The organism is Azospirillum sp. ST 5-10 (genome assembly GCF_051225715.1).
Classification (GTDB): Bacteria; Pseudomonadota; Alphaproteobacteria; order Azospirillales; family Azospirillaceae; genus Azospirillum.
Map to the genome: position 1 here is coordinate 106,713 of NZ_JBPJSP010000005.1, position 21,864 is coordinate 128,576.

At 71.3% G+C, this 21,864-nt stretch carries 25 protein-coding genes; 16 read left to right on the forward strand and 9 right to left on the reverse strand.

Features of this window, described 5'->3' with window-relative positions:
• Positions 1-77: 77 nt before the first annotated feature.
• The 8 genes from ACSBPG_RS08065 (at position 78) to ACSBPG_RS08100 (ending at position 9,894) form a co-directional block, all read left to right on the forward strand.
• Complete coding sequence (locus tag ACSBPG_RS08065) at positions 78-1,781, forward strand: methyl-accepting chemotaxis protein (protein WP_435536621.1); 1,704 nt, start codon at positions 78-80, stop codon at positions 1,779-1,781.
• A 301-nt stretch (positions 1,782-2,082) separates the two neighbouring features.
• Complete coding sequence (locus ACSBPG_RS08070; protein ID WP_435536622.1) at positions 2,083-2,793, forward strand: FadR/GntR family transcriptional regulator; 711 nt, start codon at positions 2,083-2,085, stop codon at positions 2,791-2,793.
• Entirely contained in the window at positions 2,790-3,809 is a 1,020-nt protein-coding gene (locus tag ACSBPG_RS08075) for a zinc-binding alcohol dehydrogenase family protein (protein ID WP_435536623.1), read from the forward strand. The genes ACSBPG_RS08070 and ACSBPG_RS08075 overlap by 4 nt, the downstream gene beginning before the upstream one ends.
• A gap of 135 nt (positions 3,810-3,944) precedes the next feature.
• Positions 3,945-4,919: a C4-dicarboxylate TRAP transporter substrate-binding protein gene (locus tag ACSBPG_RS08080; RefSeq protein WP_435536624.1), complete on the forward strand. Its 975-nt coding sequence runs from the start codon at positions 3,945-3,947 to the stop codon at positions 4,917-4,919.
• Between the two features lie 57 nt (positions 4,920-4,976).
• Entirely contained in the window at positions 4,977-5,447 is a 471-nt protein-coding gene (locus ACSBPG_RS08085; protein ID WP_435536625.1) for a TRAP transporter small permease, read from the forward strand.
• Positions 5,444-6,718 (forward strand): TRAP transporter large permease, encoded by a 1,275-nt coding sequence (locus tag ACSBPG_RS08090; protein ID WP_435536626.1) that lies wholly within the window; start codon positions 5,444-5,446, stop codon positions 6,716-6,718. The genes ACSBPG_RS08085 and ACSBPG_RS08090 overlap by 4 nt, the downstream gene beginning before the upstream one ends.
• A 43-nt stretch (positions 6,719-6,761) precedes the next feature.
• Complete coding sequence (locus tag ACSBPG_RS08095; RefSeq protein WP_435536627.1) at positions 6,762-8,252, forward strand: UxaA family hydrolase; 1,491 nt, start codon at positions 6,762-6,764, stop codon at positions 8,250-8,252.
• Between the two features lie 172 nt (positions 8,253-8,424).
• Positions 8,425-9,894 carry a tagaturonate reductase gene (locus ACSBPG_RS08100; RefSeq protein WP_435536628.1) on the forward strand — a complete coding sequence of 490 codons (1,470 nt, stop codon included), beginning with the start codon at positions 8,425-8,427 and terminating at the stop codon, positions 9,892-9,894.
• A 60-nt stretch (positions 9,895-9,954) separates the two neighbouring features.
• On the opposite strand, the gene ACSBPG_RS08105 is transcribed toward ACSBPG_RS08100, so the two are convergent.
• From ACSBPG_RS08105 to ACSBPG_RS08120, 4 genes are all read right to left on the reverse strand, one after another.
• Positions 9,955-10,566, reverse strand: coding sequence for a hypothetical protein (locus tag ACSBPG_RS08105; protein WP_435536629.1), 612 nt, complete (start codon positions 10,564-10,566; stop codon positions 9,955-9,957).
• A gap of 77 nt (positions 10,567-10,643) precedes the next feature.
• The gene (locus ACSBPG_RS08110) at positions 10,644-11,594 is read right to left on the reverse strand and encodes a lipid kinase (RefSeq protein ID WP_435536630.1); all 951 of its coding nucleotides are present in this window, start codon (positions 11,592-11,594) and stop codon (positions 10,644-10,646) included.
• Positions 11,595-11,702: 108 nt separating this feature from the next.
• The gene (locus tag ACSBPG_RS08115) at positions 11,703-12,014 is read right to left on the reverse strand and encodes a Gas vesicle protein V (RefSeq protein ID WP_435536631.1); all 312 of its coding nucleotides are present in this window, start codon (positions 12,012-12,014) and stop codon (positions 11,703-11,705) included.
• A gap of 151 nt (positions 12,015-12,165) precedes the next feature.
• Entirely contained in the window at positions 12,166-12,399 is a 234-nt protein-coding gene (locus tag ACSBPG_RS08120) for a hypothetical protein (RefSeq protein ID WP_435536632.1), read from the reverse strand.
• Positions 12,400-12,538: 139 nt separating this feature from the next.
• Here ACSBPG_RS08120 and ACSBPG_RS08125 point away from each other — a divergent pair, with 139 nt between their 5' ends.
• Positions 12,539-12,832, forward strand: coding sequence for a DUF2934 domain-containing protein (locus tag ACSBPG_RS08125; protein WP_435536633.1), 294 nt, complete (start codon positions 12,539-12,541; stop codon positions 12,830-12,832).
• Here ACSBPG_RS08125 and ACSBPG_RS08130 read toward each other — a convergent pair.
• The 3 genes from ACSBPG_RS08130 to ACSBPG_RS08140 all read right to left on the reverse strand — a co-directional run bounded on the left by ACSBPG_RS08130 (position 12,819) and on the right by ACSBPG_RS08140 (position 14,323).
• Positions 12,819-13,433, reverse strand: a complete 615-nt coding sequence (locus tag ACSBPG_RS08130; RefSeq protein WP_435536634.1) for a cold-shock protein — start codon at positions 13,431-13,433, stop codon at positions 12,819-12,821. The genes ACSBPG_RS08125 and ACSBPG_RS08130 overlap by 14 nt on opposite strands.
• 117 nt (positions 13,434-13,550) lie before the next feature.
• Positions 13,551-13,748, reverse strand: a complete 198-nt coding sequence (locus tag ACSBPG_RS08135) for a hypothetical protein (protein WP_435536635.1) — start codon at positions 13,746-13,748, stop codon at positions 13,551-13,553.
• The gene (locus ACSBPG_RS08140) at positions 13,745-14,323 is read right to left on the reverse strand and encodes a hypothetical protein (RefSeq protein WP_435536636.1); all 579 of its coding nucleotides are present in this window, start codon (positions 14,321-14,323) and stop codon (positions 13,745-13,747) included. Before ACSBPG_RS08140 ends, ACSBPG_RS08135 begins: the two co-directional genes overlap by 4 nt.
• 123 nt (positions 14,324-14,446) lie before the next feature.
• Between ACSBPG_RS08140 and ACSBPG_RS08145 the strand changes: the two genes are divergently transcribed.
• The 4 genes from ACSBPG_RS08145 (at position 14,447) to ACSBPG_RS08160 (ending at position 18,370) form a co-directional block, all read left to right on the forward strand.
• Entirely contained in the window at positions 14,447-14,923 is a 477-nt protein-coding gene (locus ACSBPG_RS08145; protein ID WP_435536637.1) for a hypothetical protein, read from the forward strand.
• Between the two features lie 106 nt (positions 14,924-15,029).
• Positions 15,030-15,794, forward strand: coding sequence for a nucleotidyltransferase family protein (locus ACSBPG_RS08150; RefSeq protein WP_435536638.1), 765 nt, complete (start codon positions 15,030-15,032; stop codon positions 15,792-15,794).
• Entirely contained in the window at positions 15,787-16,509 is a 723-nt protein-coding gene (locus ACSBPG_RS08155) for a metallophosphoesterase family protein (protein ID WP_435536639.1), read from the forward strand. Before ACSBPG_RS08150 ends, ACSBPG_RS08155 begins: the two co-directional genes overlap by 8 nt.
• 172 nt (positions 16,510-16,681) lie before the next feature.
• Positions 16,682-18,370, forward strand: coding sequence for a methyl-accepting chemotaxis protein (locus tag ACSBPG_RS08160; RefSeq protein WP_435536640.1), 1,689 nt, complete (start codon positions 16,682-16,684; stop codon positions 18,368-18,370).
• A gap of 39 nt (positions 18,371-18,409) precedes the next feature.
• Here the strand turns inward: ACSBPG_RS08160 and ACSBPG_RS08165 are convergent, their stop codons facing one another.
• Positions 18,410-19,201: a class II aldolase/adducin family protein gene (locus tag ACSBPG_RS08165; RefSeq protein WP_435536641.1), complete on the reverse strand. Its 792-nt coding sequence runs from the start codon at positions 19,199-19,201 to the stop codon at positions 18,410-18,412.
• 186 nt (positions 19,202-19,387) lie between these two features.
• On the opposite strand from ACSBPG_RS08165, the gene ACSBPG_RS08170 reads away from it, so the two are divergent.
• The 3 genes from ACSBPG_RS08170 to ACSBPG_RS08180 all read left to right on the forward strand — a co-directional run bounded on the left by ACSBPG_RS08170 (position 19,388) and on the right by ACSBPG_RS08180 (position 21,048).
• Positions 19,388-20,140, forward strand: a complete 753-nt coding sequence (locus ACSBPG_RS08170) for a sulfite exporter TauE/SafE family protein (RefSeq protein WP_435536642.1) — start codon at positions 19,388-19,390, stop codon at positions 20,138-20,140.
• 42 nt (positions 20,141-20,182) lie between these two features.
• Positions 20,183-20,707, forward strand: a complete 525-nt coding sequence (locus ACSBPG_RS08175; protein WP_435536643.1) for a MarR family winged helix-turn-helix transcriptional regulator — start codon at positions 20,183-20,185, stop codon at positions 20,705-20,707.
• A gap of 77 nt (positions 20,708-20,784) precedes the next feature.
• Complete coding sequence (locus tag ACSBPG_RS08180) at positions 20,785-21,048, forward strand: DUF6455 family protein (RefSeq protein ID WP_435536644.1); 264 nt, start codon at positions 20,785-20,787, stop codon at positions 21,046-21,048.
• A 379-nt stretch (positions 21,049-21,427) separates the two neighbouring features.
• Here ACSBPG_RS08180 and ACSBPG_RS08185 read toward each other — a convergent pair whose 3' ends face one another.
• The gene (locus tag ACSBPG_RS08185; RefSeq protein ID WP_435536645.1) at positions 21,428-21,811 is read right to left on the reverse strand and encodes a winged helix-turn-helix transcriptional regulator; all 384 of its coding nucleotides are present in this window, start codon (positions 21,809-21,811) and stop codon (positions 21,428-21,430) included.
• Positions 21,812-21,864 lie beyond the last annotated feature (53 nt).

Genomic DNA, 21,864 nt, shown 5'->3' on the forward strand with positions numbered 1-21,864 from the left:
CCACCCCCCGCAGCGGCATCCTTGCCGAGCGCGCAGTCTTCCCCTGCGCACGCATCACAGAAGAAGAGGATCCGGACGTGGCTTTCGCACGACTGAAGCTGTCCAACATGGGCTTCGCGATGAAGTTCGCCATCGTGCCGGCGATCGCCGTCGGGCTGATGTGCGGGCTGGCGTGGTTCGGTGCCGTGGGGCTCGGCGAGCAGGTCGAGAACACCCGCGCCATCGTCGACCGCAACCTCGAGGGGGCGATCCGGCTGTCGGACGTGGCGGCGCGCGTCCAGGCGGCCAACGGCGAGCTGTTCCGGATCATGACCCGCCAGGCGGCCAAGGAGACCGTCGACGTCACGGCGGCCATCGGGGCCCTGCAGTCCCGCCTCGACGCGATCGTCGCCGACCTCGCGACCTACCGGACCGACTTCGCCGCTCCCGAGCAGCGCGAGAAGATCGACGAGGTCACCGGCGAGCTCACGAAGTACAAGGAGGCGACGAGCTTCGTCGCCTCCATGCTGGAGCTGGACTTCGCCAGCGTGGTGTCGTTCATGGCGCCCTTCGAGGCCAACTTCACCCGCCTGTCCGGTCTCATCGGCAGCGTCGTCACGGAGACCGCCGCCGACTCCCGCCGCCTCGCCGGCCTTGCCGCCGCCGACGCCACGAGAACGGAGGGGATCTTTCTGGCGGTGGTGGTCTCGGCGGCCGTGGCGATCGCTCTGGCGACGTGGCTGACGGGCCGCGCCACCACCCGCTCGATCCGCCGCATCGCCGACGCCACCCTGCGCCTGGCCGACGGCGACACCGACGAGGATCTCGCCGGCCTGGGCCGGCGCGACGAGCTGGGCGCCATCGTCGCCTCCCTCGGCGTGTTCCGCGACAACATCGTCAAGGTCCGCGCCATGCAGGCCGACCAGGAGCGGCTGCGCCGGGAGGGCGAGGCGGAGAAGCGGCGCGCCATGGCCGAGCTCGCCGACAGCTTCGAGGCGCAGGTCCGCCGCGTCGTCCATGCCGTGTCCGAGGCCTCGTCGAGCCTCAAGGCGAGCGCCGCCGGCATGCGCGAGAGCGCCGACGGCGCCTACCAGCGCTCCAGCGAGGTGGCGCAGGCCGGCGAGGAGGTGACCGTCAACGTCTCGACGGTGGCGACCGCGGTGGAGGAGATGACCGCCTCGGTGGGCGAGATCGCCCGCCAGGTGTCCGACGCCGCCGCCATCGCCCGCGATTCCGTGGAGCGCGCCCGGCACACCGACGGGATCATCGCCGAGCTGGCGGACACCGCGCTGCGCATCGGCGACATCGTGGCGATGATCCACGGCATCGCCGGCCAGACCAACCTGCTGGCCCTCAACGCCACCATCGAGGCGGCGCGCGCCGGCGAGTTCGGCAAGGGCTTCGCCGTCGTCGCCTCCGAGGTCAAGAGCCTGGCCAGCCAGACCGGCCGCGCCACCGAGGAGATCTCCACCCAGATCGCCGCCATCCAGGCGCGCACCAAGGAGTCGGTCGAGGCGATCCGCCGCATCGGCGAGACCATCGAGCGCATGGACGCCATCGCCGGCGGCATCGCCGCCGCCGTCGAGCAGCAGGCCTCCGCCACCCACGAGATCAGCCGCAACATCCAGCAGGCCGCCGCCGGCAGCGGCGCCGTCTCCCACACCATCGCCGGTGTGCGCGACGCCGCCCGCACCGTCGGCACCAGCGCCGACCAGGTCCTCACCGCCGCCGAGGTCCTCAGCGTCCATTCCACCACGCTGGAATCCGAGGTGGACGCCTTCCTCATGCGCGTCCGCGCCTGAGGCGCCGGCGGGCGTCTCTGGTCCAATAACAGGACAATAGGCGGCGTTCCGGGTCGTTCCCTGGTGCCTGCGGCAGAACACCGCGGGCACCAGGGAACTTCAGCCGTTCCCGCTATCCCCTTGGAAATTCGGAATATTTCTCCATTGCTGCGGCGCAATAGGAATGAAGATTCCAATAATTCTCGATTACACGCATCATTCTTGCGGTGAATGCGGTTTCGCCCCCTCCGGTTCAGTGGTATGGTAACGCCCGCATTGTCCAATTGTTGGATCAAACCATGCCCAGCCATCCGGCAGCCCCATGAACGGCGTCTCGACCGTCAAGGCCATCTTCGAGGAGTTGCGCAAGGAGATCCCGGAGCGCTACCGCCCCGGTGACCTGCTGCCGAACGAGCGGCTGCTGGCCGAGCGGTTCGGCGTCGGCCGCAACACGATCCGCGAGGTCATCGTCTTCCTCGAGGCCTACGGCTTCGTCGAGAAGACCCAGCGGGGGCCCCGCGTCTGCGCGCCCGACGTCGAGGCGATGTTCCGCATCCTCGAGCAGTGCTTCGACCGCAGCGTGAAGACCTGCCGCGAGATGCTGCAGTTCCGCCGCCTCATCGAGGTCGGCATCCTGCCCGAGGTCGTCGACCTGATCAGCGACGAGGAGATCGCGCTGCTCGACCGTCTGGCCGACGAGATGGAGCACCAGCTGACGGTGCGCGAGGCGGCGGAGATCGATTTCCGCTTCCACGCCACCATCGTCGCGGCGTCGCGCAACACGATGCTGCAGAAGATGTACCAGGCGATGGCGCAGCCGATGATCTACTACCTTGAGATCGGCAAGAGCAACGCCACCATCGCCCCCACCACCGTGAACCACCACCGGCAGATCGTCGCGGCCCTGCGCGAACGCTCCTACCGCAAGGCGCTCGAAGCGTGCAGCTCGCACTTCAACTTCAGCGAGAGCGTGTTCAACGAGGAATCGTCCCCCGTGGGCGCCGCCGCATCCGCCGACCAAGGACGCGAATGATGAAAGCGTTGATGATCGAAGGCGTCGAGCGCTGCGCCTTCCACGAGGTTCCCGAGCCCTCGCCCGGTCCCGGCGAGGTGCTCCTGGCCATCCGCCACGTCGCCCTGTGCGGCAGCGACCTCAGCACCTACAAGGGCCTCAACCCCCTGGTGGCGCTGCCGCGCATCCCCGGCCACGAGATCGGCGGCGAGATCGCCGCGGTCGGCGAGGGCGTGCCGGCCGAGTACGCCGCCGGCCGGCGGGCGATCGTCATCCCCTACACGAGCTGCGGCACCTGCCCGTCGTGCCGCAAGGGCCGGGTCAACGCCTGCCGCAGCAACCGCACGCTGGGCGTGCAGCAGAACGGCGGCCTGTCCGAGTACGTCGTCCTGCCCCACGGCAAGCTGATCCTCAACGACACCCTGGCGCCGCGCCACCTCGCCCTCGTCGAGCCGCTGTCCGTCGGCTTCCACGCCGTCGCCCGCGGCCGCGTCGAGGCGGCCGACACGGTGGTGGTGCTGGGCTGCGGCATGATCGGCATGGGCGCCGTCGCCGGCGCCGTGCACCGCGGGGCCCGGGTGATCGCCGTCGACGTCGGCGCGGCCAAGACCGGGCTGGCCCGCCGCTACGGCGCCGCGCACACCATCGACGCCGCCCACGAGGACGTCGCCAAGCGGGTCGAGGAGCTGACCGGCGGCGACGGCGCCGACGTCGTCATCGAGGCGGTCGGGCTGCCGGCCACCTTCACCCAGGCGATCGACCTCGTCGCCTTCGCCGGCCGCGTCGTCTACATCGGCTACGCCAAGGAGCCGGTGTCCTACAAGACGCAGTTCTTCAACCTGAAGGAACTCGACATCATGGGGTCGCGCAACGCGACCGGTGCCGACTTCCAGGCCGTCATCGGCTACCTGGAAGCCCTGGAGACCCCGCCCGACGACCTGATCTCCAAGGTCTTCCCCTTCGCCGACGCCGAGAAGGCGCTGCCCTACTGGGTCGCCGAGCGGGACACCACGCTCAAGGTGATGATCGAGCGCTAGCGCCCACACCCCGGCGGCCGCGCCCCCCTCCCCCCGCGGCGGCCGCCCCATCGGAAAAGCGATCACCGACGGTCCGCAGCGGCGCCGCGCCGGCGCCGCCGCGCGCCCGGGCTTTGTGAAAAACCGGAGGAAATGATGAAACGCCTATTGGTTTCCGCCCTCGCGGCGTGCGTTCTGACCCTGGGCGCCGCCACCGGCGCCAAGGCCGCGACCGAGATCCTCGTGGCCTACGAGAACAATCCCGGCGAGCCGCTCGACCGGGTGATGCACTACTGGGCCGACCTGCTCAGCGAGACGAGCAAGGGCGCGGTGACGCTCAAGCTCTACCCCAGCTCCCAGCTCGGCGCCAAGAAGGACGTCATGGAGCAGGCGATGATGGGGATGAACGTCATCACCCTCTCCGACGTCGGCTTCCTGCAGGACTTCGATCCCGACGTCGGCATCCTGTTCGGCCCGTACCTCACCGACGACCCGCAGAAGCTCTTCCAGATCTACGAGAGCGACTGGTTCAAGAAGAAGGACGCGGACCTGCGCAAGAAGGGCGTCCACATCGTGATGTCCAACTATCTCTACGGCGTGCGCCACATCCTCGCCAAGAAGCCGATCAACACTCCGGCCGACATGAAGGGGATGAAGATCCGCGTCCCCAACAACGTCATGCAGATCAAGACGATCGAGGCGATGGGCGGGACCGCCACGCCGATGCCCCTGGGCGAGGTCTACCCGGCCCTGACCACCGGCCTCATCGACGGCGTGGAGAACCCGATCTCGGTCCTGTACGGCGCCAAGCTGCACGAGCAGGCCAAGTACCTGAGCCTGGTCGGCTACATCACCAACACCTCGGTCTGGGTCGGCGGCGAGGCCTTCTTCAGCGCCCTGCCCGAGGAGGTCGTCCGGATGGTGCACGAGACCGGCTACCAGGCCGGCCTGTACAGCCAGAAGCTGGCGGCCGAGGAGGACGCCAAGTTCATCGACAAGATGAAGGCCGAGGGCGTCACGGTGATCCAGCCCGACGTCGCCCCGTTCCGCGAGGCGACGACGGTCGTCTACACGCAATTCCCGAAGTGGACGCCCGGTCTCTACGACCAGATCCAGGCGCAGCTGAAGTAGGACGCGCGAGGGGTGCGGGCGGGCCCCCGGCCCGCCCGGCTTTGGGAGGACGACCTCATGGAATTGATCCGACGCCTGCCGTCGGCCGTCGCCGGGGGGGCGCTGGTGCTCCTGGTGGCGATGACCATCGTCGGGGTGGCCGCGCGCTACGTGTTCGACGCGCCGCTGCACTGGGCCGAAGAGATGTCGGGGCTGCTGATGATCTGGATCATCATGGTCGGCGCCGTCGTCGCCGAGCGCGACGGCCAGCATCTCCACATCCCCGTGCTGACCGATCTGCTGCCGCCGCGCGCCAACGCCGCCGTCGACCTGGCGATGACCCTGCTGTCGATGGCGGTGCTCGCCTACGCCGCCTGGCTCGGCTACGGCCTCGCCCGCAGCGCCGAGTACAAGCTCACCGAGATCCTGCAGATCTCCTGGTTCTGGATCGACATCGCCGTGCCGATCGGCCTGGCCGGCATCGAGATCCTCCTGGTGCGCCGCTGCATCGCCGACCTGGCGGTGATCGTCAAGGGAGAGGCGCCATGAGCTGGCCCGTCATCATCCTCGTCATGCTGTGCCTGTTCGCCCTGAACATGCGGCTCTACGTCGCCATCTTCGCGGCGGTGCTCGTCTACTTCGTCTTCTTCAGCCGCGTCCCCGACCAGATCGCCGTGCAGCGGCTGATCGGGGCGTCGCAGAATCTCTCGCTGCTGGCGATCCCCTTCTTCATCCTGCTCGGCACGCTGATGGACCACACCGGCGTCGCCAAGCGCCTGCTGCGGGTCGCCGACCTGATCGTCGGCAAGTTCACCGGCGGCATGGCCCTGACCAACATCATGCTGAGCACGCTGCTGGGCGGCGTCAGCGCCTCCAACCTGGCCGACAGCGCCATGCTCACCCGCATGCTGGTGCCGGAGATGGAGCGCAAGGGCTACGACCGCGCCTTCGCCGCCGCGGTGACCGCCTCGGGCGCCCTCGTCACGCCGATCATCCCGCCGGGCATCGCCCTCATCATCTACGGGCTGGTCGCCGACGTGTCGATCGGCGCCATGTTCATGGCCGGCATCCTGCCCGGCATCCTGATGGCGGTGCTGCTGATGATCGCCGCCTACGTCGTGTCGAAGCGGCACGGCTACCCGCCCTCGCGCACCACTTGGCCGAGCGCGGCGGAGACCGGACGCACCCTGCTGGGCGCATGGCCGGTGCTGGTGCTGCTGGTCGCCGTCATCGGCGGCATCCGCGCCAACGTCTTCACCCCCACCGAGGCGGGCGCTGTGGCGGTGGCCATCGTGCTGGTGATCGGCTTCGTCATCTACGGCGAGATGCGCATCAAGAACGTCGCCGACGCGCTGGTGGAGACCTTCAAGTCGACGGCGTCGGTGATGCTGGTGATCATGGCCTGCTCGGCGCTGGCCTGGATCCTGTCGCTGGAGCAGGCGGCGCAGCAGCTGGCGACCTACATCACCGCGGTCACCGACGACAAGTACGTGTTCCTGCTGCTGCTCAACCTCGTCCTGCTGCTGCTCGGCATGCTGATCGAGGGCAACGCGATCCTCATCGTCATGGTGCCGCTGCTGATGCCGACGGTGCACCAGTTCGGCATCGATCCCGTCCATTTCGGCATCATCGTCATCGTCAACCTCGCCCTCGGCTGCCTGTCGCCGCCGGTGGGCACGGTGATGCTGCTGGTGTGCAACCTGGCGAAGGTGAAGATCTCCGACTTCATGCGGGAATCCGTCCTTCTCTTCGCGGCCCTGCTGCTCTCCCTGCTGATCGTCACCTTCGTGCCGGAGCTGTCGCTCCTGCTCGCGCGATGATCCCGGCCGTCCCCACCCGTTCCTGCGTCGAGGCTTCCCAAGCATGGCCAAATATCTGAAGATCCACGCCGACGACACCGTGGCCGTCGCCCTGGAGCCGCTGGCGCGCGGCCAGGCCGTCGAGTCGCTGGGCGTCGTCCTGCTCGACGACGTGCCGCAGGGACACAAGTTCGCACTGACCGAGCATCGCCCGGGCGACCGGGTGATCAAGTACGGCAGCGTGATCGGCATCGCCCGGGAGGCCATCCCGCCCGGCCGCCACGTCCACACCCACAACATCAAGACCGCGCTGGGCGGGGTGCAAGATTACGCCTATGCCGGCCCCGCGGCGGCGTCCGCGGAAGCGGCGCCGGCGGCGGTGCCGACGATCCCGGCCTACGTCCGCGCCAACGGCGAGATCGGCGTGCGCAACGACCTGTGGATCATCCCGCTGGTCGGCTGCATCAACGGGCTGGCCAAGAACGCCGCCCGCCGGTTCGAGGCGTCCGGCCTGCTGCCCGAGGGCGCGCGCGTCCTGGTGCTGGAGCACCCCTATGGCTGCTCGCAGCTCGGCGACGACCTCGACAACACCCGCAACATCCTGCGCGACCTCGCCGTCCATCCCAACGCCGGCGGCGTCCTCGTCATGGGGCTGGGCTGCGAGAACAACACGCGCGAGCTGTTCCGCCAGGGCTTCGAGCATCCCGACCCGCGGCGCATCCGCTACCTCACCACCCAGGAGGTCGGCGACGAGCTGGAGGCGGCGCTGGCCGACCTCACGGCGCTGGCCGAGGTCATGCGCGGCGACGTCCGCCAGCCGGTGGGGGCCGACCGGCTGCGCATCGGCCTGAAGTGCGGCGGCTCCGACGGCTTCTCCGGCATCACCGCCAACCCGCTGCTCGGCGCCTTCTCCGACTGGCTCTGCGGGATCGGCGGAGCGACGGTGCTGACCGAGGTCCCGGAGATGTTCGGCGCCGAGCACCTGCTGATGGAGCGCGCCGAGAGCCGCGAGGTCTTCGAATCCATCGTCGGCCTGATCAACGACTTCAAGCGGTACTTCCTCGACCACGACCAGCCGGTCTACGAGAACCCGTCGCCCGGCAACAAGGCGGGCGGCATCTCCACCCTGGAGGAGAAGTCGCTGGGCTGCACCCAGAAGGCAGGCCGCACCCCTGTGCGCGACGTCATCCGCTACGCCGGGCGCATCCGCACGCCGGGCCTGACCCTGCTGGAGGCCCCGGGCAACGACGGCGTCGCGGTGACGGCGCTGGCCGCCGCCGGCTGCCACATCGTGCTGTTCACCACCGGACGCGGCACGCCGCTCGGCGGCATCGTGCCGACCATGAAGATCGCCACCAACAGCGACCTCGCCCAGCGCAAGCGGCACTGGATCGACTTCGACGCCGGCCCCATCGCCGCCGGCACCGCCACGGTCGACGGGCTGCTGCCCGCCTTCATCGAGCGCATCCTGGCGGTGGCCGGCGGCGCGCCGGCGCGCAACGAGGAGAACGACGTCCACGACGTCGTCATCTTCAAGACCGGCGTGACCCTGTAGCCGCCGCATCCCCCCGGCGGCATCGGCGAACGGTGCCGCCGCCGACCCACGCCGCCGCCGGGCGGCGCCCGACACGCCGACGGCCCGCGATCCTCCCCCCGTTCCGGGGTGGGGCGCGGGCGGGGCGACGCGCGCCGCCGCCGCCCGCCGGCGCAACCCGAGGACCCCGATCATGGAGCGTCTCAACGCCTCCTTCCTGCAGGGCCGCCCGCGCCCGACGCCGCGCATCGTGCAGTTCGGCGAAGGCAACTTCCTGCGCGCCTTCTTCGACTGGAAGGTCGACCGCCTCAACGAGGCCACCGGCGGCGACTGGGGGGTCGCGGTGGTCCGCCCGATCGCCGGCGGCCTGCCCCACAGCCTGGACGAGCAGGACGGCGTCTACACCGTGCTGTCGCGCGGCGTCGACGAGGCCGGCGAGAAGGTCTCGGAGAGCCGGCTGATCGCCTGCGTGCGCCGCGAGATCCCGGCGCACGGCGACTGGCCCGGCGTGCTGGCGCTCGCCCGCGACCCCGCCGTCGCGGTGGTGGTCTCCAACACCACCGACGCCGGCATCGCCTACGTGCCCGAGGTGGCCTACGACGACGCGCCGCCCGCCTCCTTCCCGGGCAAGATGACCCGCTTCCTGCACGAGCGCTGGAAGGCCTTCGGCGGCAGCGCCGAATCGGGCCTGCAGATGCTGGCGTGCGAGCTGATCGACCACAACGGCGACGAGCTCCGCCGCATCGTCCTGCGGCACGCCGCCGACTGGGGCCTGGAGCCCGGCTTCGTCGCCTGGGTCGAAGCCGACAACGCCTTCTACAACACGCTGGTCGACCGCATCGTCCCCGGCTTCCCGCGCGCCGAGGCCGACGACCTCACCCGCGAGCTCGGCTATGCCGACAGCTTCATGACGGCGGCCGAGCTGTTCCATCTCTTCGTCATCGAGCGCAAGGAGGGCATGCCCGAGCTGCGGCTGCCGCTCGGCGCGCACGACCCCGGCACGGTGGTGACCACCGATGTCACGCCCTACAAGGCCCGCAAGGTCGCCATCCTCAACGGTGCCCACACCGGCCTGTGCGCGCTGGCGCTGCTGGCGGGCGTGGAGACGGTCGGGGAGGCGGTCACCGAGCCGGCCGGCGCCCGCTTCCTCGACCGCCTCCTCAACGAGGAGGTGATCCCCTTCCTCACCCTGCCGAAGCCGGAGCTGGAGGCGTTCGCCGCCGCCGTGCTGCGCCGCTTCCGCAACCCCTACATCCGCCACCTCTGGCACGACATCAGCCTCAACGGCCTCGTCAAGTACCAGACCCGCAACCTCGACCGCCTGCTCGCCTACCGCGAGCGGCACGGCCGCCCGGCGCCGCTGATGACCCTGTCGCTGGCCGCCTGGCTCGCCTTCTATCTCGGCCGCTTCCCCGGCGCCGACCGGCTGCCACCGCGCGACTCCGCCGCCGTGCTGGAGCGGATGCGGGCGATCGGCGCCCTCGACGACGGCACGCCGGCGGGGCGGGAGGCGATGGTCGCCGCCTTCCTCGGCGAGAGCGCGTTCTGGGGCCGCTCCATCGACGACCCGCAGCTGCGCGCCGCCGTCGCCGCCGACGTCCGCACCCTGACGGAGGAGCCGTTCACCTTCGCCAAGCTGGCGGCGATCCTCGAGCGGACCTGAACCCGGCGCCGCGCCCTCGCCCGTTCCCGCGGCGGGGCCGGGCGAGGGCGGCCGGCGAAGTCAGGCCGCGGCGGCGAGGGCCGGCGCCGGAGCGGCAGCCGGCTCCTCCGCCTCGGCGGCGGCGCGCACGTCCTCGAAGGGGATGGCGCGGGCCTTGGGATCGCGCGGTCCGTCGCCGTGCCCCAGCGCGGCGGAGCGGACGAGATAGCGGGCGTGGACCAGGTCGACGCCGACGATCTCGCCGTCCACCGTCACGCGCCGCCAGGACCGGTCGTTGGTGGTGACCCGCACGGCGTCGCCGAAGCCGAGGGATGGCCGCACGGCGTGCGCCGCCGCCCAGGCGGCGACCAGCGAATCGTGGGCGCGCAGCATCTCGACGGTGAAGTCGTCCAGCACCTCCAGCAGGGCGGCGCCGGCCCGGTGCCCGTAGTGGCGCGCCAGACCGTCGGCGATGGCGTGGGCGTCGCGGTGGTGGCGGGTGACGGCGACGAGCTGCGCCGCCACCGTCTCCTCGGCGACGGCCGGCTCGTCGGGCCGGCGCAGCGCCTCGGCCGCCCGCCCGGCCAGCGCGCGGGCGGCCAGCTCGCGCACGATGGGAAGGGCCAGCGACGGGCGCCGGCGGCCGGCGGTCGGAGCGGTCAGGAGGGCGGCGGAGGTGGGAAGATCGGTCATCCCAGCGGGCTCCATGTTGCAGAACCGTGAACCGGAGCCCATAGGCGCACAACATGGTTAACGGAAGGTGACCGCGCTCAGCTCGCTTCGTGCGCTCCCGGCGGCCCCTCCGGCGGGGTGTAGACCCGCACCGCGTTGCGCAGCACGCGGAAGGTGGCGGGGGTGCGGGTGGACACCTCGCCGTCGGTGTTGATGCGGCGCGGCCGGCGGGTGCGGATCGTCACCTCCGCGCAGGCGAAGGCGCGGACGTCGCTGCGCCTGCCGTGCCGGCCCGTCCAGAAGGCGGGCAGCAGCGCCAGCAGCTCCCACCAGTGGCTAATCTCCAGGCTGTAGACGTGCAGGAGGCCGTCGTCGAGGCTGGCGTCGGCGCTCACCGTCATGCCGCCGCCGTAGTGGCGCCCGTTGCCGACGGCGACCTGCACGGTGCGCACCCGCCGGCTCCCTTCGGCGGTGACGATCTCGGCGGTGAAGGGGCGCATGCGGCGCAGGATGCGGAAGCCCGCCACGGCGTAGCCGAGGCGGCCCCAGCGCCGCTTCAGGGAGGAGGAGAGCTCGCGGGCGAGGTCGACGCTCATCCCCAGGCTGGCGACGTTCCAGAAGAGGCGGCCGTTGACCTCGCCGAGGTCGACGGTGTGGGCGTGGCCGGCGACGATGATGCGGGCCGCCGCCAGCGGGTCGGCGGGAATGCCGAGCGAGCGGGCGAGGTCGTTGGCGGTGCCCAGCGGCAGCACGCCGAGCGTCAGCCCGGTCTCGCGCAGCACCGGCGCCACCGCGTTGAGGGTGCCGTCGCCACCGCCGACGATGACGCAGTCGTAGCCGGCGGCGTGTTCGCGGATGAAGTCGGGAATCGGCTGCTTCTTCGGGCATTCCCGCTCGTCGATGGCCAGCCCGCCGTCGCGCAGCACCGTCAGCACCGGGTCGAGCGCGGCGGTGCCGTTGCGCGCGTGGCGGTTGACGACCATCAGGGCACGGCGCGGGCGATCGCCCTCCGACCCGCCGGTGGGCCGGGAAACCGCCTCGATGGTCATGTCGCGCTCCTTCTCCGCCGCCCCGCAGCCCGCCCCGGGGCACGCGATGCGAACGCCGCGACCCTGGCCCTGGTTCCCCCTGGCCCTGGTTCCCCCTGGCCGCCGGCCTCAGCCGGGCCGGCCGCGCGGCGGGAAATGGCCGGCGGTCGAGCGGACCGGGGCGCGCGTACCGGACGGCTCGTCGCCCTCGCCGTCGTCGCGGGGCGGCGGCCGGTTGCGCGCCTTGTCGGCCTCGGCCTCGGCGATCTCGCCCTCCAGGGCGCGGATGCGCTGGCGCAGCGGGGCCACCACCGCCCCCGTGGGGTTGCGGGCGGCGATCTGCTCCAGATCCTGGCGCAGACGCACGAGCTGCCCCTTCATCTCGGCCAAGCTGCTGCGCCGCTTGCCGACCCGGAACGCCCGATCCTCGAATTTGCTCACGTCGATCCTCCCGTTCGCTGCTTTTTCTGCCCGCCGGACACGGCGACGCCGGGATGCACGCCGGTCCCCTTGGACGGAGCGTACCGATAGACATAGGGAGTGGTGCGGCGGATCGGTAGCCCGCGCGGTCGGCGCCTGGACGGATGGGCCCTCATCCCTCCAGAATCGTCTCGACCTCCGGCATGTCGGACAGGCGCCGCGCCAGGCGTTCGGTGCAGCGCACCTCGACGATGCCGAAGGCGGCGGAGGGATGGATCGACTGCAGGTCGCCCACCATGCCGTTCTCCGACACGAATCGCTTGAGCTGGCCGACGATGGCGTCGCGCTCGGAGCGGCCGGGACGGACGGCGGGCCGGCTGAAGTGGATCTTGTAGCGCTTGAACATGCAGGCTCCGGTGAGGACGGGGCAGGGGGACGTCCCCCCTGTGGCACAGGCCGCGGTGTCCGTTCAAGCGCGCCGGGCGTGACCGGCGGGCCGTGCCGGCTGTTGATGCACCGTCGACGGTCCAACCGGAGGAGCATCCATGAACGACGACACCGCCCTGGAGTCCCGCATCCGCGCCCGCGCCTACGAGCTGTGGGACCGCGAGGGGCGTCCCGAGTACCGTCACCTCGACCACTGGGAGCAGGCCCGGCGGGAGGTTGAGGCGGAGGACGCGGCGGCCCGGGCCACGGCGCCGGCGCCCGGCCCGTCCGCCGGCGTGCAGACCCCGGCGAACGTGGTCGAGCGCAACCTGCGCGAGGCGGCCGAGCGGCTGAAGGCGGCGGCCGCCGCCGAGCCGCGACGGACGGCCGCGCCGCCCCTCACGCAAGACTGACGGACACCGCTTCCGGCCCCTTCTCGCCCTGGCGGACGGTGAGGTGGACGCGCTGGTTCTCGTCGAGGCTCGACAGGCCGGCGCGTTCCAGGGCGCGCACGTGGACGAAGACGTCGCGCTCGCCGCTGTCCGGGCGCACGAAGCCGTAGCCCTTGGCCGTGTTGAACCACTTGACGGTGCCGTCGACCTCGCTGGTCGGGCCGCCCGGGGCGGCGGCGCGGGACGGGCCGCCCGGGGTGTCGGGGCGCGGCCGCGCCGGCGCGCCGCGCGCCGGTCCGGCGGCGGGGCGGGCGCCGCGCGGGGCGGCGGCGGTCGGCCGTGCGGTTGGCCGGGCGGTCGACAGGTCGACGGAATGGATCGCCGACACCTGGGCGCCCTTGCGGCCCTCGACGAGGTCGACGACCAGGGCGGTGCCGTCGGGCAGTCCGTCGTGGCCGGCGGCCTGGACGGCCGCCGCCGGCAGCAGCGCGTCGGCCGACCCGTCGCGCGGCTGGACGAAGCCGAAGCCGCGCGACGGGTCGAACCACTTCACCGTGGCCTCGACGGCGGTCGCGAGGACGGTCTGCTGGCGGTAGACGTGGCGGGGGGGAGTCTGGCGCATGGGCTTACCGGCTTGGGGCCCGGCCGAGGCCGCGGCCTGGGAATCGTCCCCCACAGATCGCCACGCCCACGCGCCGTGGCAATGCCGCACCGCCGAAAAATTCGCGCCTCCCCCGTCCTATCGGGGAGGCGGCGGGGCGACCAGCCGCTCCGGTGCCGGCGGCGGCTCCGTCGGCGGCACCGGAATGGGCGGCGGCGGGTCGTCGAGCGGCGGGCGCGACGGGTCGCCGGGAACGTCCGGCAGGTCCGGCGGCATGCCCGGCGGCGGTCGGTGCGGCGGCTCCACCGGCGGGATCGGCGGGTAGGGGCCGGTCATTGCCCGTCCCGCCGGGCCGGCGGCTCGCCGGTACCGGCGCCGCCCTCGGCGAGCTGCTCGGCCTTGGCCAGCGTGTCGAGGCAGCGGGCCTCGTCGCCCTCGTCGGCGGCGGCGAGCGCACCGGTCACCATGGCCTCCATCTGCGCCTGCCGGGCGGCCCGGCCGAAGGTGTCGGTCGACGGCGGCGCCGCGGCCATGCCGGGATCGGGGCGGATCGCCGGCGCCGTCGGCATGTCGTTCAGGGTGCCGGGCGGCGGCTCGATGACCGCCGGGGCACCGACGTCGGGCGGCGCGATGACGCCGCCGGAATCGGCGAGCTCCTCGCTGGTGACGCCGCTGCCGTCGGCGACCGGCGGCGTGCCGCTGCCGCCCGCCGTGCCCGGCGGCAGGCCGGCGACCGACGAGGGCGGGGCCTTGGGCGGCGGTTCCGTCGACAGGCCGTTGGCGGCGGCGAACCGCTCGACCATGTCCGTGCAGGTCTGCGCCGCGGCGCCGGCCGGCAGCGCCGCGGCGGAGAGCGCCGCGACCCCGGCAAGCACCGTCAGCGGTGCCGCGAACCCCGTGAAGCGCGTCATCGTCCGATCCTCCGTACATCGACGATTCGTCTAACGCGGCGGTTGCCGTGCCAGTTCCCAGGAACATTATCGGTATGACCAGCGTTGCCTCGGCTGCGGCCTGCCGCTGGCGGGGAGGGACCCATGGGGAGCGGTCTCCAACACCTGGTGCTGGACCCGTCGGCGCTCGCCGCCCTGGCGGCGCTGCTCCTCGCCGCATTCGCCGGTGCCGCCGTCCCCGGCGGCCGCGGGCACCCGCCGCCCGACACCACCGCCCGTCAGGACCTCCGGCTGGCCCGCCACCGCCTCGCCGCCGCCCGCGCCCTGCTCGACGAGCCGCCGGCGGGGGCGGCCGGCGAGCAGCCGACCGTCGCGGTGCCGACCGCCGTGGTGGAGGCGCAGCTGCGCGAGGCGGTGCGGCAGATCCGCGGTGCCCGCGGCAAGCCGGGCTGGCTCGAGCTGCCGGCCGACCGCACCGCCGCCCTCGACCGGGCGCTGCCCGACCTGGAGCAGGCCGTGGCGATCCTGCGCCACCACGGCGACGGCGACACGCGGCGCCGGCTGTGCGCGGTGCTGGAGACGCTGCACGGCGTGCTGGACCGGCTGGAGCCGGCGGAGTGAAGCGGGACCGCCGCGGTGGCCGCGCGCTTTTCGTCGCGCTGCGCTGTTAGGGCGGGGGCGGGTCATCGCGCGTGACCGCCCGGCCAACCACGAGCGACCGACGATCATGACCGAAACCCTTCGGCAGCTCGCTGCCGCCGCCTCCCCGGAAGCCGAGGCCTTCTACGCCGAGAGCCTGCGGCTGCTCCGGGAATCGGGCATCCCCTTCCTGCTCGGCGGAACCTACGCGGTGTGCGCCTACACCGGCATCTCGCGGCCGACCAAGGACATCGACGTGTTCTGCAAGGCCGGCGACTTCCCGCGCATCCTGTCCTACTTCCAGGACCGCGGCTACGGCACCGAGATCGAGGACGAGCGCTGGCTCGGCAAGGTGCTCCAGGGCGACCTGTTCTTCGACGTGATCTTCAACTCCGCCGTCGCCACCAACCCGGTCAGCGACCGCTGGTTCAAGGAATCGCACACCGCCCGCGTCTTCGGCCACGAGGTGCAGGTGACGCCGCCGACCGAGCTGATCTATTCCAAGGCCTTCGTGCAGATCCGCCACAAGTACGACGGCGCCGACGTCGCCCACCTCATCCTGCGCTGCCACGACGCGATCGACTGGAAGCGGCTGCTGTCCTACATGGAGCAGTATTGGGAAGTGCTGCTGATGCACGTCCTCAACTTCCGCTTCATCTACCCGTCCGAGCGCGACCTGATCCCGCCATGGCTGCTCGACGAGCTGCTGCTGCGGGTGCAGGAGCGCGCCCGTCTGCCGGCACCGCAGACGCGGATCTGCCGCGGCCGCCTGTTCTCGCGCGAGGACTACCTGATCGACGTCACCGAATGGGGCTTCGCCGACATGGGCGGCGAAGGAACGAAGAATGGCTGAAGGCAAGCTGCGCGTCGCCGCCATCGGCGACATCCACGTCTCGGAGACCGCCGTCCATCCCTACCGCGAACTGTTCCAGGAGATCGCCCAGCGCGCCGACGTGCTGGCGCTGGCCGGCGACCTCACCAACCACGGCAAGCCGAGCGAGGCGGCCGTCCTGGCCGAGGACCTGCGCGGCCTCGGCATCCCGGTGGTGGCGGTGCTCGGCAACCACGACCACGAGTGCGGCGACGTCGCGGCGATGACCGGCATCCTCGCCCAGGCCGGCGTGCATTTCCTGGAAGAGGAGCCGTGCGAGATCCGCGGCGTGGCGTTCGCCGGGGTGAAGGGGTTCGGCGGCGGCTTCGAGCGGATGATGCTGGACGCCTTCGGCGAGACGGCGATCAAGCAGTTCGTCAACGAGGCGGTGCAGGAGGCGATGCGCCTGGAGAGCGCGCTGCGCCAGGTGGAGGCCGAACGCTGCTTCGTCGTCCTGCACTACGCGCCGATTGCCGCGACGGTGCAGGGCGAGCCGCCGGAGATCTACCCCTTCCTCGGCTCGTCCCGGCTGGCCGAGACGCTGGACCGCTACCACGGCCAGGTGCGGGCGGTCGTCCACGGCCACGCCCACCACGGCCGCTACGCCGGCGCCACCCCGCGCGGGACGCCGGTCTACAACGTCGCCCAGACCATCGAGAAGGACGGAGGCCGGCCCTACGCCCTGCTCGAGGTGTGAGGTTGCCGCGGGGCCCCCACGAACTCCCCTTTCCCCCCGAAGCATTCAAATGTCCTCATATCTCTGTGTCCAATTGCCGCAACCGCGTCCTCCAACAACAGCATTAAGAAAGTGGTAGTACCACCGACTCGATAGTATCAGGAGATTACGATCCTTCTCCTGCGAGTCAGTCATGCGTGCAAAAAATATTCGTATCCTGTACCGCCTGATGAGCGTCGTGGCGCTCGGTGCGGTCGGTCTGCTGGTGTTCGCGGCCGTTTCCGTGATGTCGTTGAAAGACACGATGATCGCCGAACGGCAGATGAAGACCAAGGAGCAGATCGAAACGGTGCTGTCGGTCGTCAAGGCGGTGGCCGCCGAGGCCAGGGAGGCCGGGCGCAGCACGGATGCGGCGCGCCAGGACGCGATGAGGATCGTCTCCACCCTGCGTTACGCCGGCGACCAGTATTTCTGGATCAATGACATGTCCGGAACGATGCTGATGCATCCGACGAACGGCGCGCTCGTCGGCACCAGCATCCTGGACGTCGCCGACGCCAACGGCAGCCGCATCTTCGCCGACATGATCGATCTCGTCCGCCGCCAGGGCGGCAGCTACTATCATTACTGGTGGAAGGGCGCCGCCGACCGCGACGCGCGGGAGAAGATCTCCTACGTCGTCCGCTTTCCCGACTGGGACTGGGTGCTGGGCACCGGCATCTACGTCGACGACGTCGACGAGGCCTTCTGGCACCAGACGCGCACCCTGGCGCTGATCGGCGCCGGCATCCTGCTGGTGACGGGATGCGCCGCCTTCGCGATCACCCGCGGCGTCACGACGCCGCTGGGGGACATGACCGCGCGCATGCGCGACCTCGCCGACGGGCGTCTCGGCGTGACGATCCCGTTCACCGACCAGCGGGACGAGATCGGCCGCATGGCGGCGAGCGTGGCGGTGTTCAAGGACAGCCTGATCGAGGCCGAGCGCCTGCGCGGCGAGCAGGAGGCGGAGAAGGCGCGGAGCGCCGCCGAGCGCAAGCGCACGATGGAGGCGCTGGCCGACCGCTTCGAGGCGACGGTCCGGACCGTGGTGTCGCAGGTGTCGTCGGCGGCGACGCAGATGCAGGGCAACTCCCAGGCGCTGTCGGCGATGGCGGAGCAGGGCCGGGCGCAGACCGCCGCCGTGGCCGCCTCCACCGAGCAGACCTCCGCCAACGTGCAGACGGTGGCCGCCTCGGCCGAGCAGATGGCGAGCTCGATCGGCGAGATCACCCGGCAGGTCGGCGAGTCCGCGGCGATCTCGCAGCGCGCCGCCGCTCGCGCCGAGACCACCAACGCCACCATCCAGGCGCTCGCCGACCAGGCCCGCAGCATCGGCGACGTCGTGCAGCTCATCAACTCGATCGCCTCGCAGACCAACCTGCTGGCGCTGAACGCGACGATCGAGGCGGCGCGCGCCGGCGACGCCGGCAAGGGCTTCGCCGTGGTGGCCAGCGAGGTGAAGAACCTGGCCAGCCAGACCGCCAAGGCGACCGAGGAGATCGCGACGCAGATCGCCGCCATGCAGCAGGCGACCGGTGGAGCGGTCGGGGCGATCAGCGACATCACCCGCACCATCGGCGACCTCAACCAGATCGCCACGACCATCGCCGCGGCGATCGAGCAGCAGGACGCGGCGACGCGGGAGATCGCGCGCAACGTCCAGCAGGCGGCGCAGGGCACCCAGGAGATCTCGACCAACATCGGCGGCGTGCAGCAGGCGGCCGAAGGCACGGGCAAGGCGGCCGGGGAGGTGCTGGAGGCGGCGCAGGAGCTCTTCCGCGACTCCGAGAAGCTCTCCCTCGAGGTCGACCGCTTCATCCAGCAGGTGCGCGCCGCCTGACCGGCGCCCGCGGCGGGCGCCGACCGTCCGACGGTTCGCCTACTTCGCCCCTTCCGCGGCCTGCTCGCGCCACAGGTTCCAGGCGCGGTCGATCTGCCCGGCGTTGGTGGCGGTGGTCGCGGCCCCCTCCTCGGGGGTCAGATAGGTGACCGGGCCGAGGCGCAGCGCCTCGCTCTGCAGGCGGGCGTTGACCTCGGTGTAGACGGCACGGAACACCGCCTCGCGCAGGCTGCGGCCGACCACGGTCGAGCCGTGGCCGCGCATCAGCACGGCGGGCGACCCGCCCAGCGCGTCGGCCAGCGCCGCCCCCAGCGGACGGTCGCGGATCAGCAGGTCGGTGGCCGGGCCGGCGACGTCGCGGATCTCGAACACCGGCACCGGCGAGGCGAGGAAGCCGCCCATGTGGCACATCGCCTGGAGCGGCACGCTCTTGACGACGCTGAACGGCACCACCGCCGGGGAGTGGCTGTGCACCACCGCCACCACGTCGGGACGGGCGCGGAAGATCTCGCCGTGGATGAAGCGCTCGAGATAGACCCGGCGGCCGCGCGGATCGAAGGGGCGGCCGTCCAGGTCGAACTCCATGATGTCCTCGGCCGTCACGTGGCCGGGCGCCATGTTGCGGGCGAGCAGGAAGCGGTCGGGGGCGCGGTCGTGGCGCACGCTGACGTGGCCGAAGGCGTCGACCACGCCGCGGTGGTAGAGGATGCGGTTCGCCGCCGCCAGATCTTCCACCAGCTCCCGCGAGGCGGCGATCGGCTCGCCCGCCGCCACCTCTGCGGCGTCGGCGCCGGCGCCGTGATGATCCGTGTCGCAGCCTTGGCATGCCATGGGATGTCCTCCATTCCCGTCGTCGGTTCGAGTTGCTGATCACTCGGTGGCGAGCATTTCACCGGGCATCGATGGCGTCAAGCGGCTTCGGCGTGCCGTCGCCGCAGTCCGGACCCTCAACAATATCGTTTGGCGTCGAGCGTTTTTCCGGCGACCGTGCGGTGGCTCGGGCCGGGAGGGAGGGGCATGGACGGGGATCTGGCGGCGGTGTTGGCGGTGACGCTCGGCGCGTGCCTGGCGGGCGGCGTGGTCAAGGGCATGCTGGGGCTGGGCCTGCCGATGGTGGCGGTCCCGGTGCTGTCCTTCGTGATGCCGGTGCCCCAGGCCATCGCCCTGCTGCTGCTGCCGGTGGTGGCGAGCAACCTCGTGCAGATGAGCCAGGGCGGGCGGGTGGACGAGGTGGTGCGCCGCTTCTGGCCGCTGCTCGTGGCGCAGGTGGCGGGGCTGCTGGTGGGAGTCCAGTTCCTGGTGGCGCTCGACGATTCGCTGCTGGCGGTGGTGCTGGGGGCGACCATCCTGGCGCTGGTGGGCCTCAGCGCCGGCCGTTTCGAGCCGCGCCTCGACGTCGGCGCCGAGCGCTGGGCGTCGCCGTCGGTCGGCCTGGTGGCCGGCGTGCTCGGCGGCTTCACCTCCTTCTACGGACCGCCGCTGATCGTCTATCTCAATGCCCTTCGCCTGCCCAAGGAGACGTTCGTCCGCGTGCTGGCGACCGCCTACTTCGTCGGCTCGCTGCCGCTGACCCTGGCGCTGCTGGCGAACGGCACCATGGGGGCGCGAGAGGTCTGGATGTCGGCGGCGGCGATGGCGCCGGTGTTCGTCGGGCTGCGGCTGGGCCGCGCCGTGCGCGACCGCATCCCGCAGCAGGCGTTCCGCAGCCTGGTGCTGGTGGCGCTGGCGGCGATCGCGGTGAGCCTGATCTGGCGCGGCCTGTCCGGGTGATCTAGGGTGTCGCCGCCCGCCTGCGAATCGAGGGGAGAGCCGATGGAAACGAGCAAGGGCACGAAGGCGAGGACGCCGGCGGCCGGCGGCGGGGCGGACGAGGAGAGCCTCGGCTATCTCGTGCGCGACACCCACAAGCACTTCGCCCGGTTGCTGCAGACCCGGCTGGAGGGCGAGGGGATCGGGCTCGGCCAATGGTACTTCCTGCGCGTGCTGTGGGACGGCGACGGGCTGACCCAGGCCGAGCTGGGCAACCGCGCCGGCACCATGTCGCCGACCACGGTGTCGGTCCTCAACGGCCTGGAGGCCCAGGGGCTGGTGGAGCGCCGCCGCCACCCCACCGACCGGCGCAAGTTCAACGTCTTCCTCACCAAGCGCGGGCGCCAGCTCAAGCGGACGCTGTTGCCGCGCGCCATGGGCGTCAACGCGGTCGCGGTCGAGGCGATCGCGCCGGAGGACCTGGAGCGCGCCTTCGCCGTGCTGAAGCGGGTGCGCGCCAACCTGATCCGGGCCCTCGCCGCCGACGCCGAGACGCCGCAAGCCGACGTTCCCGTCACCGCCGATTGATCCAGCTCAAGTCGCTCGCCGGCGAACGGTGGTACGGTCCGATCGTTCGCCAGCTAGCGACTTGAGGGAGGAACGGGATGATGGGTGGCCTCGACGGGATTCCGGAGCCGATGCTGCGGCTGTTCCGGTGCATCGGCATCGACCTCGGCGACGCGCGCCGCGCCGGCCTGGGGCCGCAGGTGGCGGCCATGGCCGAGGCCTGCCGCGGCTGCGCCGAGGCACAGCGCTGCCGCGCCACGCTCGGCGCGCCGGGCACCGCGGCGGTGCCGGACCGCTGCCCCAACGCCGGCCGCTTCGCGCTGGCCGACGGCTACCTGCGCCGCTGGCGCATCGCCGAGTGAGGTCCGCCCGGGGTGATCGCATTTGGAATGCGCTCCTACGGCAGACGCCAGAATCCCCGTCTCCCGCCCCGGGAGGGAAGCGACTGAACTGCATCGGGTTTGTCGGAGTCCGCCGATGCTGCCTAAGTCGTTGATTCCTCGATGAAGTCCATCTTTCAGGGAGACCCCATCGGCCCCGATGAAGGGCCTCCCTGAAGGCGGTTCAGTGAACAAAGTCAATTCGTTGGATTGCTCGAAACGGCGCCCCGGACGTGGGCGCCGACCCCCGTTCTCCGCCAATCCCCTGTCACTCGGGACGGTCCGGTGTTCCGGCCCCGAGCCGACATCCGCCTCACTTCCGCCTTGTGCCGACGGCGGTCGGTGGGCAGCCCGTCTCAGATCAGTCCGTTAGGCCCTGCGACCCTTTGATATCGAAGCGCTGCTGTGCCGCGGCGAGATCGTCTTGATGCTCGACAGCCCAGTCATAGAGAGCCAGGAGAGGGTCCTGCAACGTCCGCCCCAACGGGGTGATGGAATATTCGACGGCGATAGGCGACGTCACCGTGACCTCGCGCTGCACCAGCCCGTTTCTTTCCAACCTTCGCAAAGCGTCCGTCAACGCCTTCTGGGTGATGCCATCCAGCCGACGTTTCAGGGCATTGAAGCGCTTCGGCTCCTCGCAAAGGAAGGTGAGGATCAGGATCGACCATTTGTGCGCGATCTGGTCGAAAACCGGTCGCACGCCCGGAAGCGTTTCGAGAACTTGCTCCTCAGTGTAGGGCATCAGGTCTCCTTGACGATACTTAGGATACGGTAAGTGCGTAATTGACGCCTAGT

Excerpts from the sequence above, each read along its gene's own strand:
- ACSBPG_RS08085 (WP_435536625.1), top strand. The coding sequence starts at position 4,977 with ATGGAATTGATCCGACGCCTGCCGTCGGCCGTCGCCGGGGGGGCGCTG.
- ACSBPG_RS08110 (WP_435536630.1), bottom strand. The coding sequence starts at position 11,594 with ATGACCATCGAGGCGGTTTCCCGGCCCACCGGCGGGTCGGAGGGCGAT.
- ACSBPG_RS08125 (WP_435536633.1), top strand. The coding sequence starts at position 12,539 with ATGAACGACGACACCGCCCTGGAGTCCCGCATCCGCGCCCGCGCCTAC.
- ACSBPG_RS08165 (WP_435536641.1), bottom strand. The coding sequence starts at position 19,201 with ATGGCATGCCAAGGCTGCGACACGGATCATCACGGCGCCGGCGCCGAC.
- ACSBPG_RS08075 (WP_435536623.1), top strand. The coding sequence starts at position 2,790 with ATGATGAAAGCGTTGATGATCGAAGGCGTCGAGCGCTGCGCCTTCCAC.
- ACSBPG_RS08095 (WP_435536627.1), top strand. The coding sequence starts at position 6,762 with ATGGCCAAATATCTGAAGATCCACGCCGACGACACCGTGGCCGTCGCC.
- ACSBPG_RS08155 (WP_435536639.1), top strand. The coding sequence starts at position 15,787 with ATGGCTGAAGGCAAGCTGCGCGTCGCCGCCATCGGCGACATCCACGTC.
- ACSBPG_RS08145 (WP_435536637.1), top strand. The coding sequence starts at position 14,447 with ATGGGGAGCGGTCTCCAACACCTGGTGCTGGACCCGTCGGCGCTCGCC.
- ACSBPG_RS08105 (WP_435536629.1), bottom strand. The coding sequence starts at position 10,566 with ATGACCGATCTTCCCACCTCCGCCGCCCTCCTGACCGCTCCGACCGCC.
- ACSBPG_RS08100 (WP_435536628.1), top strand. The coding sequence starts at position 8,425 with ATGGAGCGTCTCAACGCCTCCTTCCTGCAGGGCCGCCCGCGCCCGACG.
- ACSBPG_RS08140 (WP_435536636.1), bottom strand. The coding sequence starts at position 14,323 with ATGACGCGCTTCACGGGGTTCGCGGCACCGCTGACGGTGCTTGCCGGG.
- ACSBPG_RS08135 (WP_435536635.1), bottom strand. The coding sequence starts at position 13,748 with ATGACCGGCCCCTACCCGCCGATCCCGCCGGTGGAGCCGCCGCACCGA.
- ACSBPG_RS08090 (WP_435536626.1), top strand. The coding sequence starts at position 5,444 with ATGAGCTGGCCCGTCATCATCCTCGTCATGCTGTGCCTGTTCGCCCTG.
- ACSBPG_RS08170 (WP_435536642.1), top strand. The coding sequence starts at position 19,388 with ATGGACGGGGATCTGGCGGCGGTGTTGGCGGTGACGCTCGGCGCGTGC.
- ACSBPG_RS08120 (WP_435536632.1), bottom strand. The coding sequence starts at position 12,399 with ATGTTCAAGCGCTACAAGATCCACTTCAGCCGGCCCGCCGTCCGTCCC.
- ACSBPG_RS08160 (WP_435536640.1), top strand. The coding sequence starts at position 16,682 with ATGCGTGCAAAAAATATTCGTATCCTGTACCGCCTGATGAGCGTCGTG.
- ACSBPG_RS08180 (WP_435536644.1), top strand. The coding sequence starts at position 20,785 with ATGATGGGTGGCCTCGACGGGATTCCGGAGCCGATGCTGCGGCTGTTC.
- ACSBPG_RS08130 (WP_435536634.1), bottom strand. The coding sequence starts at position 13,433 with ATGCGCCAGACTCCCCCCCGCCACGTCTACCGCCAGCAGACCGTCCTC.
- ACSBPG_RS08080 (WP_435536624.1), top strand. The coding sequence starts at position 3,945 with ATGAAACGCCTATTGGTTTCCGCCCTCGCGGCGTGCGTTCTGACCCTG.
- ACSBPG_RS08070 (WP_435536622.1), top strand. The coding sequence starts at position 2,083 with ATGAACGGCGTCTCGACCGTCAAGGCCATCTTCGAGGAGTTGCGCAAG.
- ACSBPG_RS08185 (WP_435536645.1), bottom strand. The coding sequence starts at position 21,811 with ATGCCCTACACTGAGGAGCAAGTTCTCGAAACGCTTCCGGGCGTGCGA.
- ACSBPG_RS08150 (WP_435536638.1), top strand. The coding sequence starts at position 15,030 with ATGACCGAAACCCTTCGGCAGCTCGCTGCCGCCGCCTCCCCGGAAGCC.
- ACSBPG_RS08175 (WP_435536643.1), top strand. The coding sequence starts at position 20,183 with ATGGAAACGAGCAAGGGCACGAAGGCGAGGACGCCGGCGGCCGGCGGC.